Raw genomic sequence first — 19,390 nt, 5'->3', positions numbered from 1 at the left:
ATAGAAGTTACTGATTTTAAACTTTATAGTGATCGTGAAGGCTAGATAAAAGCAAGGTTATTTATTGGTAATCTCACATATACAGTATTTCAGCACTGGTATTTGTAAATAAAACCGAAGGTCGTTTTTGGAGATTTTTGACGATTATGGGTATGACGAAAAAATACAAAAAAACACAAAAAAGGAATTGATAATTTCCTTATTGAAGCATAACTATGCTTTTTAAATCAACTTTTTGCCAGATAATGGATCATTTTAAAACTGCGTTAAAACGGCCTGTCACGCCGGAGGTCGCGGGTTCAAGTCCCGTCAGCCCCGCCATAAAATCAAGCACCTAGCCAGTTTTGGTTAGGTGCTTTTTTATTTGTGCCCATGTTTTAAGGGTTTGACCTTCGGCTCTCCGTTCTTGCCGCTCATTTAAAACTGATGGTCATTACTTTTCTGACCTTCGGTCTGTTTTGGGCCCGTGCCCACGTATTTTCAAACAGTTGTGAAGTGAAAATCCGTGCCAAATAAAAAACAATGATAAAATACTAGCCAAGATGCGTTCCTTTGACATTCGGCACACAACAATCTTCAGTGACTAGAATTGCAGGATTTTCAGTCAAGTCAGATTTTCCACCGAATCCGTTATCAAATTTACAGCGGGACTAAAAGTGAGAAAATAGTGTCAAAAGAGCAGCAGAGATACTGAGGTGTGTCGAAGGTAAGAAAAAAACACAAAACCAGTATAAACTGTCTACCTAAGTCGGGAGTTTCTTAGCTAAAGATAGGTTCCCCTGTGTTCATTCTTGAAAGCTCGCAATTTAGGAGAAAACTCAGAACATTATCGTTTGTACGCAATCCAGTAACAAAGAGACGACTCAATATGGCTTTCATTTTTTGCCCGACTTGTCCTCAAAGACTCCCTGTGCACAAGCGTCCTCCAAATACTGCTCTACCATTGGCCAAAGGAAAGGAGCCCCTTCCTTTATTGGTAACATTCGCTGGATCACCCTTTCTTTTTCTATCTTGTGGATTCTCCAGGTTCCTCCGCGGGTGTTAATGTTTTGAAGCAGGGTTTGGAATCGGTCCAGCGAATTGGCGAAACGGGCCTCGCTTGTTTTGCCTTCTTCGAACTCGTTCCAAAGACTCATGAACTCGGAGCTCAGATCTTCCGGAAGCAGGCCGAATAGCTGCTCGGCAGCGAGCCTTTCTCTTTCTTCCTTGTCCTTGTTTCCTTCTATATCGAAACAAAAGGTGTCACCCGCCCCAATTTCGATCACATCATGCAGCAACAGCATCTTTAATACCTGCAGCTGGTCAAGTTCAACTGGAGCGTATTCATTTAATACCATCGCCATCGTAGCAATATGCCAGGAATGCTCAGCACTATTTTCCCGGCGAGACTCATCCATCACCAGGTTTTGCCGAAGGACTTGCTTGAGTGAATCTAGTTGCTCGATGAAACTGATCTGTTGTTTTATTCTATCGAAACTGACTGTCACCTATACCGTCTCCCATTACTGAGAACTGAAAATTATTATTTTACAGGCTTAACCGCATGCTCTAGATGGTGCCGTTGATTTTTATTTTGTGAGTCGTGCTTTATAGAACTCTCTATTGCTAAGTTGGGTTGATCAACCTCTGTAAGGTTTTTTCCAGGATAAAGTTACTGACACCCATGCCGAGATAACCCGTTTGTCCGTAGGTATCGTAGAGGGTGACCTGTTCGACTAGATCCTCTATCTCCACTATTCTATCTTTGAACTTTTCCCGGTTCTCGATGATGAACAGGATCTCTGCAGCTAAGAAGTCGGGCAGATCCTGATCTTTCTGAGCAGTTTCCATGGCATGCTTCAGATTCTCAAAAACGGTCATGACTCCTCCAGCCACCGAAGGGATCGGGCAATATCTTCATGGTCATAGGCCCATTTGCAGCAACCCGCTTCGGCATAGACGTCAAACTCGCGGACCTGATCCAGCAGGATTTCGACTAGATACTCCTTCCCCTCATACCGCACGGGGTTTCTTGCGACATTTAACACGGGATCGGCCAGCCACTTCGGCAACTCCCCATGCTCATACTGATAAGTCGTTGCCTGTTCAAGCTCCATGAAGACCTGGATCATCGCTGCACTCCTTTCATTTGCCTCTACGCACTTGAGAGAGAATTGCTGATACCTTGTCCCAGTCCACCTCTTCAGTCATATGGCACCACGAAAACCGCAGAGACGCCTCGACCTGCTCCGGCGAGCACCCCATGGCTGTAAGAACATGGCTCGGCGTTCGGGTGTGTGAGGTGCAGGCCGATGTACTCGAAACTGCGATGACGTGTTTTAGAGCCTTGATGGCCTGATCGGAGTCGATGTCGGGGAGCGAGATATTGGTGACGTGCGGGAGGGTGGATTTCTCATCTCCGTTCTGCTGCGCGCCGAGAGAGAAAAGAACTTTTATGATTTCGCTCCTTATGGCAAGACACTTCTCCCGGCGCTCACCGTGATTGCGCAATGCCAGCTTGGCGGCTTCGCCCAGTCCGGCAATGAGTGGCACCGGCAAGGTCCCTGGCCGCAATCCCTGTTCCTGACCGCCACCGTACATGAGTGCGCGTAACGGCGGCAGGTGGCTTCCCCTCCTTCGGGCAATCAGAGCGCCGATTCCCTTGGGGGCATAGATCTTGTGTCCACTGATCGAGATCATGTCGATGCGACCGTGACGGAGGGATTCGAGTTCTTTGCCGAACCCCTGGGCGGCATCAACATGCCACCATGCATCCGAGTGCTCCATAATCTCGGCCAGGGGCGCGATCGGTTGAAGAACACCCGTCTCGTTGTTGACTTGCATCGTGGAGACAAGAAGAGTATCCGGGCGCAAGGCCGATGCCACGCGATCCAGATCAAATCGTCCATCCGGGGACACCGGCACGATCTCGATATCGAAGCCGAGGCGTTCCAACTCAGCACACGGCTCAAGGATCGACTTGTGCTCGATTGCCGTCGTAATCACGTGGCGGCGCCGACTGCGTATTCCCTCTTCGGCCAAACCAAGGATCGCCAGGTTGTTGCTTTCTGTCGCGCCGCTGGTAAAGATTACCTCATCCGGGCGGGCATTCACCACTCGGGCAACCAGCCTGCGGGCGTGATCAACTGCGGTGCGCGCGAAAACACCGTAGTCATGGATCGGGCTGGCGGGATTGCCAAAGTCCTTTTCAAGGAATCTCTTTACGACCGCGGCTACGGACGGTTCAATCGGTGTTGTCGCATTACAGTCAAAATAGATGGGCATCTTTTTCCTCCTGCAGATGCTTTCACTGTATTCAGCCTCAGGCCATATTGCAAATATATAGTTCAGATGTTAACTACCTGTTTTTAAGATTAATAGGAGGCAGGGCATGGACCTGAAAGAATTGAGGGTATATCTACACTGACGTTCGCCTTGGCCTACACTCAAAGACAGCTGGCAAATCACTTCCTCCCTCCCATTTTCGTGCCGCCGGGAATGGTGAGCGTCATCTTGACTCTCGTTCTACCGGACAGTGGCCACTCCCAAGAGTTTATCTCAACCGCAACGCCATAGGATTGGTCTCTGCCAAACGTCAGAAACAGGATCTTGCCATGGAGATGATCTGTGATCCACCCTAAGGATCAACTCGCGGAGTTTAGTTTTGGCTATAAACAGAATCGCAAGACCTGCTTTTCCAGAAAACCCGTCTGGATCGCCACTCCTGGGGTTGATATTTAAAAAAGCCCCGGCACTTTTAGATGGTTGCCGGGGCTCTCTCTGTTTCAATCGATTAACCAGCTGGTTGGGGATGGCCCCGCAGAAACGAGCGTCTTTATGATGATACCTAAATGTGCGTTAGGCATGAAGTCTCCATCAAATGTAATTTCGGAATCTTCATTTAATGTTCGCCTATTTTGAGGAGTCCCATAAAGGTTTTGATTTTTTTACTCTGTCGTCTTGAGAAAAGATCGAAGCACATCGTTTGAAAAACTGTTGGCCCCAAACTATCAATCTTCTAAAAGAATCAAACACCGCCTGATTATGCAACGTCCTGCAATGCCGAAGAATCTGGTCGAGGTCTTGATTGGCGAAAGTTTCTTGAGACTGGTCATAATCGTAACCTTTCATGTGTCACCTCCACGCTTGCGCTCCAGTTAGATAAAGTTTTTTTGTTCTTCAATGATCTAATTTATGCTGTATGATAATCATCAGTAAATATTGAATATCTGTCACATGGTGTGCAATTTTGCACATCGGATGGTAAGAAGGATTATTTTGTGAACTTTCAAGAGCGACATTAGGGACTGAATAATGAACCAAAACTGGGATGATCTACGATTTTTTCTGGCTGTATGCCGAACCGGTTCCTTTGTAGCGGCTGCTGCACGGCTCCAGGTAACCCATAGTACCGTTTCGCGACGGATCACCGCACTTGAAGCCGCTCTCGATACCAGGCTTTTTCAACGTACCGAGAAAGGTTGTCGGCTCACCCCTACCGGTGAAGCATTGCTGCCTTATGCTGAACAGATGGAAACAACGGTCATGACGTTGGATGAAAGAGTCTACGGAAAAAACAGCCAGCTATCGGGAACCATTCGGATTGGCGCGCCGGACGGTTTGGGAAATTGTTTTTTGGCAAGACATCTCAGTGAGCTCAACAAGCAACATCCTCATCTCGAAGTTGAGCTCATAGCTGTACCGATGTATTACAGCCTTAGTAAAAGGGAGATTGATATCCTGATTACTATCACCAAGCCAACGACCGGCCATATTATTGCCCGCAAGATAACGGATTATCGACTTGGACTGTTCGCCGCAGAAAGTTATCTACAAAATCACCGTGAAATTTTAAAAAAAGACGATCTGTCAGATCATGATCTGGTCGATTATATTGAGGATCTTCTTTACGACGAGAACCTGAGGTTTCTCAATGAGTTTGCTCCTGGGTTAAAGGCCCGCTTGCGTAGTTCAACAGTGGTTGGGCAAATGAACGCCATTGTTGCCGGAGCCGGTATTGGCGTAGTTCCCTATTTTATGGCTCATACAGAACCAACCCTCGTGCCAGTCCTGCCTGATTTGTTCGCAGAACGGTGGTTTTGGCTCCAAGTTAACCCTGATTCACGACAACTTGCGAGGGTTAGGACTGCAATCGATTATATTGTAAGTGTAATCGAATCCAATAAATATTTATTTTTGTCCTCTCCGTGATTTGTGGTTCTTACGCAATAGACAAAATGAGCAGATATGTTGGTTATGAGCTGGCGGTCTGGTCTTATATGTTGAGCTTTTTCAGATCTGTAATTTTGCCGAGAATCATGCCATCTTAAAATTACTAAAGAACCTGCATTACCAGAAATCTCCGCCTGCATCACCGAGCGGGGATTTTCTATACTTATGGTTGTGATTTATAGAACTTTTCGCCCTTTGTATGTCTCTACATATATTGCAAGTTACTCAGTGTTGGATTACACCGTTGCTCGTGGTTGTTTTTAGAGCTAGAATGATTATGTTACTAAAACGTTACATCATGAGGGAGGTCGTTCATGCAGCCGTTACCACAGGTTCTCGAAGCGATTATCAGGGACATGAATGAGGGGGTTATCTTTCTCGATCAGCAGCACATCATCCGCATCTGCAATCCGGCGGCAGAGAAAATCCGCAGGGTTGCTGCAGACAGCATTGTTGGTCGTTCCATTTTTGATATTCATCCGCGCCGCGCCCACCCTAAAATCAGCGAACTGCTGGCGAATCTCCAGGACGAGCAATTTCCTTTCAGTCATCGTTTTATCCAGGCACAGGGACGTGATTTTGACAATTCTTACTCTGCTATCCGCGCCGACAATGGTGAGTTTATCGGCACCCTGCTGATCAGCCGTGATGTGACCGAGCAACGGCGGCTGGCCGAGGAGGTACGCCAACTCAAAGATGTTCTGGCCGATCAGCAAAAAGATACCCCCCTAATTTTTGACAGCCCGGTGATGCGCCAAACCCTGGAAAATCTCGAAGCGATAGCTCCCCTTGATTCGACCGTATTAATCACGGGTGAGAGCGGTACCGGAAAGGAATGTTTCGTCGATCTGATTCACGATTTAAGCCCTCGCCGGGATCAGCCGCTGGTCAAACTCAACTGTGGAGCTATGCCTGAAAACCTGGTCGAGGCAGAGCTGTTTGGTCACGTTAAGGGGGCATTTACCGGTGCTCAGCAGGATCAAAAAGGGAAATTCATGGCCGCTTCAGGAGGAACATTGTTCCTGGATGAGGTCGGAGAATTGCCCCTGGCAACCCAGGTGAAATTGCTGCGGGTGCTGCAGGATAAAAGGGTGCAGCCGGTTGGCGGTCAGATGTCGTCGCAGGTCGATGTACGGATTGTTGCCGCTACAAATGCCGATCTGGCAAAGGCGGTAGCGGCGGGGCGCTTCCGCGAAGATCTTTACTATCGTTTGAATGTCATTGTTCTGGAGATTCCACCGCTGCGCAAGCGCCCGGAAGATGTGATTCCGCTGGCGGAGATGTTTTTGAAGTTTTTTGCCCGTAAGATGAAAAAACCGCTACCGGAGCTCTCTGCTGCAGCGCGCGAATTGCTCCAGCAGCACCCACTGCCCGGCAATGTCCGTCAACTCAAGCATGCAATGGAGCGAGCGGTTGCCCTGGGGCGCGGCGATAAAGTTCTGCCCGGCGATCTGCCGACGGATTTTGTTGTCGCCGGAACAATTGCTGCTGCCGAGCTTTCCTTCGGGCAGGGCCCGTTGAAGGAAATTCTGGCACGCTGTGAACGTGAGGTCATTCTGCAGGCACTGAACGCGCATGACGGCCGCAAAATTCCAACCGCCAAGGCCCTTGGCATTACCCGAAAAACGCTCTGGGAAAAAATGCAACGGTACCATATTGATACCAATGTTACCGAAACGGAACATTTTTCCTGAAATGTAACAGCGTTGTAACAGTTTTCCCCCCGCTCCGCTAAAAGCGGCACTTACCCTTTCTTCTTCTGATTAATAAATACAATAAAAACAGACAATTAGCTATTCCTTAAAACATTGGTATGATTTGTGGAGGAGCAACAAGCAAACGCCCATGCGGCGTACTGCAGATCCGGGCGCCTCCAAACTCCGGTTATTCTGTTTGCCGTGGATGTATCCTGGTTTGTGTCTTTGGTTTAAAGGAGTGTCTATGTTGCGATTTCACGTCTTGAGGCTGATTTTATGTATCCTTTCCGTGCTGGGGGTTTGTTCTAACCTGTCCGCTGCAGATCCCCGTGCCGGGGAAGCGCTGTATGTCGGAGCCGATGCCTTCAGCGGGGGTGGAGCGCCATGTCTTTCCTGTCATAGCCACTCCGCAACCGGCCTGGCACCTTCCTCCGGTTATTACGGTCCGGACCTGACCCCGCTGTATGAAAATTTTGGTGAGTCAGGCGTCAGCCAGGTGCTGGAGTTTTTGCCCTTTCCCAGTATGGAGCCCTATTACCGTGATCGCCCGCTGACGGCACAGGAGATCGCCGACCTGGCGGCGTTTTTTGGTGAAGCGATCGAGGCCGGCACGAATGTGCCTGATCGGCTGCCTGTGTGGGTCTTCATCGCGCTGCTGGTCGTTGCAGGGGGCACGGTCCTGGCAGCCAGACGCAGGATGAAATCCGGCGTGCGTCAATCTCTGATCGATCAACATCGTCAAACACTTAAGTAAAGGTGGGCCATCATGAGCTGGATAAAAGATATCGTTGATCCGAAATCGCGCAACTGGGAAGAATTCTATCGTAACCGCAATCAGTGTGACAAGGTGGTGCGCAGCACCCACGGAGTCAACTGCACCGGCAGTTGTTCCTGGAATGTCCATGTCAAGGACGGCATCGTCGGCTGGGAACTGCAGGCCACCGACTACCCGAAACTGGAAGACGGCATCCCCCCCTATGAACCGCGGGGTTGTCAGCGCGGAATCTCTTTCTCCTGGTACCTCTACAGTCCGTTACGGATCCGTTACCCCTATCTGCGTGGTGTTCTGACCGACCTGTGGCGTGCGGCCAAAGCCGAGCATGACGATCCGGTCGCTGCCTGGACCGCCATCGTTGAAGACGAAGACAAGCGCCGCAGTTACCAGCAGGCACGGGGCAAGGGAGGCTTTCGCCGTTCGAGCTGGGACGAGGTTGAAGAGATCATCGCTGCATCGACTATATATACCATTAAAAAATACGGCGCGGACCGCCTGGTAGGCTTCTCACCGATTCCGGCCATGTCGATGCTCAGCTTTGCCGGCGGTACGCGTTTCATGCAATTACTGGGTGGCGCCAATTTAAGTTTTTACGACTGGTACTGTGATCTCCCCAATGCTTCTCCGGAGGTCTGGGGGGAGCAGACCGACGTCGCCGAAAGCGCCGACTGGTACAACAGCAAGTTTATCGCCGTGATGGGTTCTAACCCCGGCATGACCCGCACTCCGGACGTCCATTATCTGATCGAAGCGCGCCATAACGGCAGCAAGGTGGCGGTTCTCTCACCTGATTTCAGTATGTCCTCAAAATTCGGTGACCAGTGGATTCCTCTCCATGCCGGACAGGACGGCGCATTTTGGATGGCGGTTAATCACGTGATCCTGACGGAATTCCACCATCGCGCCAAAACCCCCTATTTCATGGATTACCTGAAACGCTACAGTGACAGTCCCTTCCTGATCCGCCTTGATAAGCACAATGACACCTATCGCCCCGGCCGTATGGTCACGGCCGCGGACCTTGAGGACTATCGCGACGAGGAGAATGCCGGTTTCAAGTATCTGATCTGGGATGAAGACAGCCGCAGACCCCGGATGCCGCTGGGAACCCTGGGCTTCCGCTGGCAGCAGAAAAAGGGAGAGTGGAATCTCCAGATGAAGGATGGCCGCGACGGGCAGCCGTTGCGACCACGCTTGTCATTGTTGGATCAGCATGAGGATGTCCTGCAGGTGAATTTTGATGATTTTTCGGCGGAAAAAAGCGTTAACCGCGGAGTGCCGGTCCGTTTTCTCGATACCGCCGATGGCCCGATTGCGGTGACGACGATCTATGATCTGCTGATGGCGCAGTTCGGGGTTGAACGTGGCATGGAAGGGGATTATCCGTCCGGTTATGAAGATGAAAACGGCGTCTATACCCCGGCCTGGCAGGAAAAGTTCACCGGTATTGACCAGGCTACAGTGATTCAATTTGCCCGTGAGTGGGCTGCCACCGCCGAGGGTACCGAAGGGAAATGTTCCATCATCATCGGTACCGGCGTCAATCACTGGTATCACTCCAATCTGAGTTATCGTGCCGGTATCGCCGCGCTGATGCTCTGCGGTTGTGTTGGTCGCAACGGTGGCGGACTGAATCACTATGTTGGTCAGGAAAAGCTGGCGCCCATCGCCCCATGGTCGACAATCATGGGGGCTCTTGATTGGAGCAAACCACCGCGTTTCCAGAATGCACCCTCCTATCACTACGTCCATACCGACCAGTGGCGGTATGAGCGCACCGCCGACGAGATTCAGATCAATCCGGCGGCGCAACGTAACCCGCTAACCAGCGGTCACACCATCGATCATCAGATTCGTGCCGTGCGCAACGGCTGGCTTCCTTTTTACCCGCAGTTCGACCGCAGTCCGGCTGCCGTGATTGAAGAAGCTGAAGCCGCCGGAGCGACCGGTCATCAGGAAATTGTCGACTGGACGGTGAAGCAGCTGAAAGAAAAGAAGATGAAATTCGCCGTGGAAGACCCCGACGCACCGGAAAACTGGCCGCGCATGTGGATTATCTGGCGTGGTAATGCCCTGATGTCGAGTGCCAAGGGGCACGAATATTTTCTTAAACACTATCTTGGTACCCACACCAACCTGATTGCACCGGAAACTGCAAAAGAATCAGTACAGGATGTGGTGTGGCGTGATCAGGCACCGGAAGGCAAACTCGATCTGGTGGTCGATATCAATTTCCGCATGGATACCTCGGCCCTCTATTCCGATATCGTATTGCCGACGGCCACCTGGTATGAGAAGGATGACTTGAACACCAGCGACATGCACTCTTTCATCCATCCCATGCAGGCTGCGGTTCCGCCCTGCTGGGAGTCGCGCAGTGACTGGGATATTTTCAAGAATCTGGCTAAAAAAGTCAGCGAACTGGCGGAGATTCACCTGCCTGAGCCGGTGCGCGACCTGGTGGCGGTGCCGCTGGCCCATGATACCCCGGCGGAGATGGCGCAGCCGACGGTCAAAGACTGGAGCAGGGGAGAGTGCGAGGCGATTCCCGGCAAAACCATGCCGAACCTGGTGGTGGTCGAACGTGATTACCGCAATCTCTACAAGCGTTTTATCTCTTATGGGCCCGGTCCGCGCAAGGATGGTATTGGTGTCCACGGCCTGAACTGGTCGATCGAAGATTTCTACGATGAATTGCTGGAAACGGCCCCGACCCAGAATTGGGACGGCCAGCGTTATCCGTCATTGGCCGACGCCAAAGAGGCTGCCAACGTGATCCTGCACCTGGCTCCGGAGACCAACGGTGAGATCGCCTACCGGGCTTTTCAGGCCGAAGAATCGAAGACCGGGGTGCCGCTGCTCGACCTGGCCGAAAAAAGCCGCAGTGTCCGTACGACCTTTGACGATCTGGATCGCCAGCCGCGACGCCTGTTGACCAGTCCCTGTTGGAGCGGCCTGACCAATAATGGGCGTGCCTACTCCGCCTATAGCCTCAATGTTGAGCGGCTGGTGCCGTGGCGCACCCTGACCGGTCGCCAGCATTTTTATCTCGATCATGAAAGCTATCTGGCCTACGGCGAGCACTTGCCAACCTATAAACCCAAGCCCGACCCGAGCGTGCTGCAGGATTTTGTTGTTACTGAAACTGCGAACAAGAGCATCATGCTCAATTATCTCACTCCTCACGGCAAGTGGGGTATCCATAGCACTTTCGGTGATAATCATCGGATGCAGACCCTGTCGCGCGGCTGCCACCCGTTCTGGATCAATGACAAGGATGCCGAGAAGATCGGGGTGGTTGATAACGATTGGGTCGAAATCTACAACGATCACGGGGTTGTTGTGACCCGCGCTGTGGTCAGTTCACGCCTGCCGCAGGGCATCTCTTTTCTCTATCACTCGATGGAGCGCACCATCGGGGTGCCCAAATCCCCCTTGCGGAACAATCGCCGCGCCGGTGGCCACAACAGCCTCAACCGGGTGCGCCTCAAGCCGAACCTGATGGTCGGCGGCTATGGTCAGTTTAGCTATGGCTGGAACTACTGGGGGCCAACCGGCGCCAACCGCGACACCTTCATCCTGGTGCGCAAGCTCGATGGCGAACCGCAGTGGTGATTGAAAGGTGTAGGCGCGCAATTCGTGGCGCCCGAATCACAACGTAGGGGCACGGCGCGCCGTACCCTGCCTATTATAGAGGGATAGGGAGAATAGATCTTATGAAAATACGAGCACAGATAGGAACTGTCTTTCACCTTGATAAATGCATCGGTTGTCACACCTGCAGTATTGCCTGCAAGAACCTCTGGACCGATCGCAAAGGTGTTGAGTACATGTGGTGGAACAACGTCGAGACCAAACCGGGAACCGGCTACCCCACCCGCTGGGAAGATCAAGAGCGATATCGCGGCGGCTGGGAGCGGGACGGCGCGCAACTGCGACTGAAAGGTGGAGGGAGGCTTGGTACCCTGGCCAAGATATTTCACAACCCTGACCTGCCGACCATGGATGATTACTATGAACCCTTCACTCATAAGTACGACGATCTGACGTCGGCTCCGGCAGGGGACGATCAGCCGACGGCGCGTCCGGTTTCCATGATCAGCGGCAAACCGATGAAGATTGAGGCCGGCCCTAACTGGGATGATGACCTGTCCGGCTCCACTATCTACGCCGCCAACGATCCCGGCGTCGTGCGTTTGAGTAAGGAAGAACAGCAGCAGTTGTTCGCAATCGAAAAGATGGTGTTTTTTCACCTGCCGCGTATCTGTAATCATTGCCTTAATGCCGGGTGTGTCGCCGCTTGCCCCTCCGGAGCGATTTACAAACGCAGAGAAGATGGCATTGTCCTGATCAATCAGGACAAGTGTCGCGGCTGGCGCATGTGCGTCTCCGCCTGCCCCTACAAGAAAACCTACTACGGCTGGAGTAGCGGCAAATCAGAAAAATGCATCCTTTGTTACCCGCGCCAGGAAGTCGGTGAAGCACCGGCCTGTTTCCACTCCTGTGTCGGGAGGATTCGTTATCTGGGTGTCCTGCTGTACGACGCCGATCGGATCGAAGAGGTGGCAAAAAGCGCTGATGGCGAATTGGCGGCGGCGCAGCGCAGTCTGATCCTTGATCCCCATGATCCGCTGGTCATCAAACAGGCGCGCAAAGATGGGATCGCCGAACAGATCCTGCTTGCGGCCCAGCGCTCACCGGTGTACCGGTTCGTCAAGGAGTGGGGCATCGCTCTGCCGCTGCATCCTGAGTTTCGTACCCTGCCGATGCTTTTTTATGTGCCGCCGCTGTTGCCGGTGATCTCACAGGAACAGCAGGGCAAACAGAAAATGGCAGCAGATTTCTTTACGACATTGGAAAATGCCCGTTTACCACTGGCTTATCTGGCTGGACTGTTCACCGGCGGCAATCAGGACGAGGTGAAGGCGGTTTACCGCAAACTGATCGCCGTGCGTCTGCAGCGGCGTCAACTCAGTGTCGGAGATATGGACGCCGCTGAGGTTACTGCCGCAGCCGCGATAGCCGGGGTGACAACGGATCAGATTGACGCCATTTACCGTATGACTACCCAGGCCGGCATGAAGGAACGTATCGTTATTCCGTCGCTGCTGCGCGAGCAAGCTATCGACGCTCTGCATGATCCTCAACAGCATCGCGAGGAGATGGGCTTCGGCAGCCGCAAAGCGCCGAAGAGGAGGTGGTAATGACCAGTATGCAGATTGATCAGCAGCTATTTGAGCACTTTTCCCGGCTGTTCTGTTATCCCGATGTCCAGACGGCACAGACGGTGACGCAGTGTCACGCATTGCTGGCGCAACAAAGTCAGGCGGGCGCAGAACAGCTATGCCGCTTCAAAGCCTTTGTTGAAGACAGTGAACCAACACGACTGGAAGAGACATTCACCGCAACCTTTGAACTGCAACCCCTGTGTCACCCCTATGTTGCCTGGCAGCTGTGTGGTGAAAGCCAGCAGCGCACGCTGATGCTGATGAAATTGACTGAACTCTATCGACAACACAACTTTTCCGCAGGCAATGACCTGCCGGATCACTTGAGTGAGGTTCTGCGCTTCGTTGGTACAAGCAGTGATTTCCAGTACCATGCGGAGCTGATTACGGACGCCATTATCCCGACCTTAAATAAAATGATCGGTGCGATTGAACAAGAAGACCATCCCTACCGCAGTTTATTGGTCGCCCTGCACAGCTGGCTCGGCCCTCTGTATGAAGATAAAGGAGCCTTATCATGATCGATCTGATGCTGTTTGCCGTCATCCCCTATGTCGCCGTGGCCCTGGCGGTGGCTGTCGGTTTTTACCGTTACGCCATCGATCGGTATTCCTGGTCGTCCCAGTCGTCGCAGTTTCTCGAAAGTCGCGCCCTGTTCTGGGGATCGGTGCCCTGGCATTACGCCATTCTGCTGATTCTGCTGGCCCATGTCCTGGCGTTTCTGTTTCCGCAGAGTTGGGGCGCTCTGCTCGGCGAACCGGGGCGCTTGCTGCTGCTCGAAGCGACCGGTATCGCCCTTGGTCTGGTGACGGTGGTGGCGATCCTAGTGTTGATCCTCCGCCGGGCGGGCAATCCGCGTGTCGCAAGCGTAACCAGCAAGGTTGATTGGCTACTGCTGGCGTTGCTGCTGACCCAGGTGGTCAGCGGCGTTTGGATCGCTTTGAGCTTGCGCTGGGGCGGACTCTGGTATGTCCACGGGATGACCCCCTGGTTGCGGTCGTTGGTTGTTTTCAGTCCGGATGTCAGTTATCTGGCGACCATGCCCTTCATCGTCAAGCTGCACGCGGTGAATGCTTTTGTGCTGGTGGCGGTTTTTCCGTTTTCACGCCTGGTGCATGTGGTCAGCATCCCGCTGGCCTCCCTGGCGCGCCCCTGGCAGCTTGTGCTTTCCAACCATGATTAAAACGTCCGGGTAGGGTTGTTTTCATATAAGGAGACCCAGATGCAGGATGTCGCGACAGCAACCTCACACAAGATTTTATTCCTCAATACCCTGGCCTTTACCGTCTGTTTTGCGGCCTGGATGTTCAACGGCGTGCTGGTAACATTTCTGGCCGATAATCAGGTATTCGACTGGGGGCCGGTGGAGATCGGCTGGCTGATGGGAATACCGGTTCTGACCGGGGCAATTTTCCGTCTTCCCGCCGGCATGCTGACCGACAAATTCGGGGGGAAGCCGGTCTTTGGGGTTTTGTTGCTGGTGTGTGCGATCCCCATGTTCCTGCTCTCCAAAGCCGACAGTTTTCTCACCTTTGCCCTTTGCAGTTTCGGTTTCGGGCTTGCCGGTGTCAGCTTCTCCATCGGCATCGCCTTTACCTCCGTCTGGTACCCGCGTGAACGTCAGGGTACGGCGCTGGGGATCTTTGGTGCCGGCAATGCCGGCGCCGCCCTGACTACCTTGCTGGCACCGACGTTGCTGAACCGGTTTACCGACAGTGGCACTTATCTGGAAGGCTGGCGTCAACTGCCCGTCTATTACGCATTGATGCTTATGGCCATGGGGGTGCTTTTTTTCCTTCTGGCGGAAAACAAGAAACCGGCGTCGTCCACCAAAACCGTGATCCAGATGCTTAAACCCCTGGGTGACGTGCGGGTCTGGCGCTTTGGACTCTACTATTTTCTGGTGTTCGGTTGTTTTGTTGCCTTTGCACAGTGGCTGGTTCCATATTTTGTCAATGTCTATCATCTGCAACTGGTCACCGCCGGTCTCTTTGCTTCGGCCTTCAGCCTGCCGTCGGGAGTGATCCGGGCCCTGGGAGGTTGGCTGTCAGATCTGTTTGGTGGCCGCATGATCATGTACTGGGTGCTGGGGATTTCTGTTCTGATCAGTTTCATGCTGATCATTCCGAGGATGGAAATTTATTCACCGGGTCGTGGTGTGATGGCGGTTCGTTCCGGGGTGGTGACAGTCGTCAGCGCCGATCGCATTGTCATCGACTCGAGAGAATATCAACTTAATAAAAAACCTCCCATTGTCAGTTATGACGAGCAACTACTGATTTTTCCGACCAAGCAGGCCTGGCAGGAGCCAGTGGTTGTAGTCGGTCAACAGATTCAGAAGAAAGAGCTGCTGGCCAAAGGGGTCACACGGATCTTTTTTCAGGCGAATGTCTGGATTTTTGCCATTCTGGTGATTGTGCTGGGAAGTACCTGGGGGATCGGCAAGGCGGCTGTTTATAAGCTGATTCCCGACTATTTTCCGGAAGAAGTCGGGGTTGTCGGCGGCATGGTCGGGGTACTCGGAGGTCTGGGCGGTTTTGTCTGCCCGATTATTTTCGGCTATCTGCTCGAATGGACCGGCCTGTGGACCAGCAGCTGGATGTTCATGTTCCTACTGTCCTTAGTCTGCCTTGTCTGGCTGCACTGGACCGCCAGCGGGGCGATGCGGGAAAAGCATCCGGAAGATATGCGTAAGATAGAGCAGGACCGTTAGCACAACATAGATTTTTATTTTGAGAGGATAGACTGCCATGGCGAAATATGATCTCGAACAATGGGACGTTGAAAACGAGGAGTTCTGGAACAGCACCGGTCAAAAAATCGCCCGGCGTAATCTGTGGATTTCAATTCCGAGTCTGCTCTGTGGTTTTGCGGTCTGGCTCTATTGGAGCATTATCACGGTGCAGATGATCAATCTCGGATATCCGTTTAGTCAGTCGCAGCTGTTTACCCTGTCGGCCATTGCCGGCCTGACCGGGGCAACCCTGCGCATCCCCAGTTCGTTTTTGATTCGTATCGCCGGCGGCCGCAATACTATCTTTTTTACCACTGCCTTGCTGATGATTCCGGCAGTCGGTACCGGCATGGCTCTGCAGAACCAGACAACGCCCATTGAGGTTTATTATCTGCTGGCCTTGCTGTCCGGCATCGGTGGTGGAAATTTCGCTTCGTCCATGTCCAATATCAGCTTTTTCTTCCCCAAACGGGTGCAGGGAACATCCCTGGGGCTGAACGCCGGATTGGGAAATTTTGGTGTCACCACCATGCAGATCCTGATCCCGCTGGTGATGACCTTCGGTCTGTTCGGCGGCGAATCCCAGACCCTGATCAACACCAGCGGTACCCTGATCGGCAAGATCCCCGCCGGTACGGAAACCTATATCCAAAACGCCGGCTATGTCTGGCTGGTGTTGTTGATTCCCCTGGCGGTGGCCGGCTGGTTCGGTATGAACAATATCACCACCGATGCCGTCTCACCCAATATCGGCGCGCCACCGGTGGCTTTCGCCAAGATCACCGGCCTGTTACTGATCGCCTTTGTCACGGCAGCGGCCGGTCTTTATCTGCTGTTGCCGCCGCCGGTCGGCCTCGGCTTGTTGAGTAAATGGATCGTACTGCCGCTGGTCATCATGGGGACGGTTTTCGGCATGAAGTACCTGACCCGGGGCGAGCTGCGCGCCAACCTGGATCGCCAATACCGTATTTTCAGCAATAAACACACCTGGGCCATGACGGTCATCTATACGATGACCTTCGGTTCCTTTATCGGCTATTCGGCAGCATTTGCCCTGTCGATCAAGGTAATTTTCGGGTTTTCTCATCTATTGGTTGACGGCGTGTTGACTCACGATACCCTTAACCCAAATGGCCCTAGTGCTCTGATGTTTGCCTGGATGGGACCCTTTATCGGTGCGTTGATCCGTCCGGTCGGCGGCAAGATTTCCGATAAGTTTGGCGGCGCTATTGTCACCCAGTGGGTGTCCGTTGTGATGATTCTGTCTGCTTTCGGCTGCGCCTGGTTCATGAAGGCAGCCTACGCATCAGCGACCCCGGAGGAGTATTTCTTGCCTTTTTTGTTGCTCTTCATCATTCTGTTTACCGCCACCGGCGTTGGTAACGGATCGACGTTCCGTTCCATCGCGGTTATCTTTGACAGGGAGCAGGCCGGGCCGGTATTGGGGTGGACCTCCGCTGTCGCCGCTTACGGCGCCTTCATTATTCCGCAGGTATTTGGTGAGCAGATCAAGGCGACCACGCCGGAATATGCCCTGTATGGCTTTGCGGTTTTCTACGGGATCTGCCTGGTGCTGAACTGGTGGTTCTATACCCGCCGCAACGCCTATATTCAAAACCCGTAAGACAAGGATATCAAGATGAAAGAGATACTTGCTGCCGACTGCTACCGTCAGATTATCGAACAGGCTCCCGATGCGATCCTGTTCTCCGACCACGAAGGAGTGATCCGCCTGTGGAACCGCGGGTGCGAGCTGGTGTTCGGTTTTACTGCCGCCGAGGCCCTGGGGCAGTCCCTCGACCTGATCATCCCCGTAAAGCTGCGGGCGCGCCATTGGGAAGGGTATTTCAGGGTGATGGAAACGGGAGAATCCGCTTACGGGACCAACCTGTTGTCGGTCCCGGCTCTGCATAAAGATGGGCACCAGCTCTCCTGTGCCTTTTCAATTGTGCTGTTAAGGGATGACAGCGGCAAGCCCATGGGTGTCGCCTCCATCATGCGCGATGTGACCGATGTCTGGACGCGTGAAAAATCCCTGAAGGAGCGCATTTCCGAGCTGGAAAAAGAAAAAGAGCAGAAAAACAGCTAGTTTGCACTTTACCGTTGGTGTAGAACTTTTTCTGGATCTTTATATTTTTGTTGAACTTAACCGGCGGGCTGGTGCTTGCAATCGTACCACCTGCCGGATCTCCTCTAAAATAATCCCGTCCGGTAGTCCGTATAAAAAATAACAAAAAAAGTCATAATTGATCCAGGTCATGTTTTCTTTATATTTTTTCCCTTAACCTGGCCTCAACAAACAACAAGGAGGTCAGTATGAAATTGCATCAGGATATCGGCAACCAGGCGATTCAGGACGTATTGAAAGTCCACCCGCAGATTGGCACCATTCTCGAAAAGTTCGATATCGGCTGTGTCACCTGCCGCGTCGGCATCTGCCTGCTCAAGGATGTCGTGACGATTCACGCCCTGGGTGAAGAGCTTGAGGCCCAAATCGAACAGGAAATTAATGATTACCTTACACCAGCATAAAAACCCACTTTAGATATCAGGAGAACATCATGAAAAATCTTGCATGCGGTTGCCCCGGCAGCCAGGTACGCAACGTTGAAAAAGTCTGCTCCGCAAATCAGGACACCGGCCGTATCGAGTCGGAATTGCGCCAGTGGCCGACCCAGTTACATCTGGTGCCGCCCCATGCCCCCTGGTTGCAGGGCGCCCATTTGCTGATTGCGGCTGATTGTACCCCCTTTGCCTACGCCGAATTCCATCGTGATTTCATCAAGGGGCGGGTACTGGTCAATGCCTGTCCAAAACTGGATGACACCAGCAACTACGTCACCAAACTGACAGATATCCTGCAGCAGAACGATATCCAGTCGGTGACCGTCACCATCATGGAGGTTCCCTGCTGTCGCGGTATGGCGCTCATGGCCGAGGAGGCCGTCAAGGCGTCGGGCAAGGATATCCCCCTGGAAATTGCTGTCATCGGCGTTGCCGGCGAAAGGGTTGCCTAATGAAAACCGACATTACCCAGGTGATGGTCAAGGAGCATCAACTGATTCTGCGGATGATCGCATTGCTGGAAAAAAACGTTGCACTGATGGAGCAGGGGCGTTTTCGCAACTGGCAGTTTTTCCTCGATGCGGTCGATTTTATCCGTAACTACGCCGACCGTTTTCATCACGCCAAAGAGGAAGATGTGCTGTTTGTCGAGTTGATCAATAATGGTATGCCGGAAAAACAGTCCCCGATTGAGGCGATGCATATTGAGCATGACCAGGGGCGCGCCTTTGTCCGTAATCTGGCGGACGCGGCAGAAAAGGCTCTGTCCGGTGAAACCGGGCAAATAGCGGTAATCGCCGAAAATGCTGCCGGTTATATCGCCCTGCTGCGCGAACATATTGACAAGGAGGATAGCGTTCTCTACCCGTTAGCAGAGCGGATTCTGCCGGAAGATGTCCGGGCACAGATGATTGTTGCTTATCATCGGGCTGAAGAGCAAACACCGGGATTGGAAGAAAAATATCAGCGCCTGGTTGAGGAGTATGAGCGCCGCGCGGTAGCTTAGATATCAAGACAAAGCCAGATCGACCAACGGATCGATGCAACAAGGTCTAAAATCACCAATTCCCTGATATCAATGGACACTCCACCCCACCGGATCAGGCCGCTTCGGAGGGGATGTGACGCTAAACTTCAGGTTTTGAGATACTTCAGTCTGCAGCTTGCAGATTCACGGGTT

Annotated in this window: 17 protein-coding genes; 13 read left to right on the top strand and 4 right to left on the bottom strand. The window is 52.5% G+C overall.

What is annotated here, in order from left to right:
* Positions 1–875: 875 nt before the first annotated feature.
* The 4 genes from AC1931_RS03575 to AC1931_RS03560 form a co-directional block, all read right to left on the bottom strand.
* The gene (locus AC1931_RS03575; RefSeq protein ID WP_483875855.1) at positions 876–1,487 is read right to left on the bottom strand and encodes an HD domain-containing protein; all 612 of its coding nucleotides are present in this window, start codon (positions 1,485–1,487) and stop codon (positions 876–878) included.
* Positions 1,488–1,605: 118 nt separating this feature from the next.
* Entirely contained in the window at positions 1,606–1,860 is a 255-nt protein-coding gene (locus AC1931_RS03570) for a GSU3529 family protein (protein WP_483875854.1), read from the bottom strand.
* Complete coding sequence (locus tag AC1931_RS03565; RefSeq protein WP_483875853.1) at positions 1,857–2,111, bottom strand: GSU3529 family protein; 255 nt, start codon at positions 2,109–2,111, stop codon at positions 1,857–1,859. The genes AC1931_RS03570 and AC1931_RS03565 overlap by 4 nt, the downstream gene beginning before the upstream one ends.
* Positions 2,112–2,124: 13 nt before the next feature.
* Positions 2,125–3,264: a cysteine desulfurase family protein gene (locus tag AC1931_RS03560; protein ID WP_483875852.1), complete on the bottom strand. Its 1,140-nt coding sequence runs from the start codon at positions 3,262–3,264 to the stop codon at positions 2,125–2,127.
* 1,029 nt (positions 3,265–4,293) lie between these two features.
* Here AC1931_RS03560 and AC1931_RS03555 point away from each other — a divergent pair.
* From AC1931_RS03555 to AC1931_RS03495, 13 genes are all read left to right on the top strand, one after another.
* Positions 4,294–5,190, top strand: a complete 897-nt coding sequence (locus tag AC1931_RS03555; protein WP_483875851.1) for a LysR family transcriptional regulator — start codon at positions 4,294–4,296, stop codon at positions 5,188–5,190.
* A gap of 335 nt (positions 5,191–5,525) precedes the next feature.
* The gene (locus tag AC1931_RS03550; RefSeq protein ID WP_483875850.1) at positions 5,526–6,905 is read left to right on the top strand and encodes a sigma-54 interaction domain-containing protein; all 1,380 of its coding nucleotides are present in this window, start codon (positions 5,526–5,528) and stop codon (positions 6,903–6,905) included.
* Between the two features lie 247 nt (positions 6,906–7,152).
* Positions 7,153–7,662, top strand: a complete 510-nt coding sequence (locus AC1931_RS03545; protein WP_483875849.1) for a hypothetical protein — start codon at positions 7,153–7,155, stop codon at positions 7,660–7,662.
* A gap of 12 nt (positions 7,663–7,674) precedes the next feature.
* On the top strand, positions 7,675–11,298 hold the full coding sequence (locus tag AC1931_RS03540; RefSeq protein ID WP_483875848.1) for a nitrate reductase subunit alpha: 3,624 nt from the start codon (positions 7,675–7,677) through the stop codon (positions 11,296–11,298).
* A 101-nt stretch (positions 11,299–11,399) separates the two neighbouring features.
* Entirely contained in the window at positions 11,400–12,887 is a 1,488-nt protein-coding gene (gene narH / locus AC1931_RS03535; protein WP_483875847.1) for a nitrate reductase subunit beta, read from the top strand.
* A complete protein-coding gene (gene narJ / locus AC1931_RS03530) occupies positions 12,887–13,432 on the top strand; it encodes a nitrate reductase molybdenum cofactor assembly chaperone (protein ID WP_483875846.1) in 546 nt (181 codons plus the stop codon). The genes narH and narJ overlap by 1 nt, the downstream gene beginning before the upstream one ends.
* Positions 13,429–14,094, top strand: a complete 666-nt coding sequence (gene narI, locus AC1931_RS03525; RefSeq protein ID WP_483875845.1) for a respiratory nitrate reductase subunit gamma — start codon at positions 13,429–13,431, stop codon at positions 14,092–14,094. Before narJ ends, narI begins: the two co-directional genes overlap by 4 nt.
* Positions 14,095–14,133: 39 nt before the next feature.
* Positions 14,134–15,624 (top strand): MFS transporter, encoded by a 1,491-nt coding sequence (locus AC1931_RS03520; protein WP_483875844.1) that lies wholly within the window; start codon positions 14,134–14,136, stop codon positions 15,622–15,624.
* Between the two features lie 37 nt (positions 15,625–15,661).
* Positions 15,662–17,269 (top strand): MFS transporter, encoded by a 1,608-nt coding sequence (locus AC1931_RS03515; protein ID WP_483875843.1) that lies wholly within the window; start codon positions 15,662–15,664, stop codon positions 17,267–17,269.
* Between the two features lie 15 nt (positions 17,270–17,284).
* Positions 17,285–17,734 carry a PAS domain-containing protein gene (locus tag AC1931_RS03510; RefSeq protein ID WP_483875842.1) on the top strand — a complete coding sequence of 150 codons (450 nt, stop codon included), beginning with the start codon at positions 17,285–17,287 and terminating at the stop codon, positions 17,732–17,734.
* A 227-nt stretch (positions 17,735–17,961) separates the two neighbouring features.
* Positions 17,962–18,177: a hypothetical protein gene (locus AC1931_RS03505; protein ID WP_483875841.1), complete on the top strand. Its 216-nt coding sequence runs from the start codon at positions 17,962–17,964 to the stop codon at positions 18,175–18,177.
* A 29-nt stretch (positions 18,178–18,206) separates the two neighbouring features.
* The gene (locus AC1931_RS03500) at positions 18,207–18,662 is read left to right on the top strand and encodes an iron-sulfur cluster-binding oxidoreductase (protein WP_483875840.1); all 456 of its coding nucleotides are present in this window, start codon (positions 18,207–18,209) and stop codon (positions 18,660–18,662) included.
* Positions 18,662–19,216, top strand: coding sequence for a hemerythrin domain-containing protein (locus AC1931_RS03495; RefSeq protein WP_483875839.1), 555 nt, complete (start codon positions 18,662–18,664; stop codon positions 19,214–19,216). Before AC1931_RS03500 ends, AC1931_RS03495 begins: the two co-directional genes overlap by 1 nt.
* The last annotated feature ends 174 nt before the right edge of the window (positions 19,217–19,390 follow it).

It is taken from the genome of Pelovirga sp. C15f (assembly GCF_057178085.1).
This window is presented reverse-complemented; position numbering and strand designations above follow the sequence as displayed.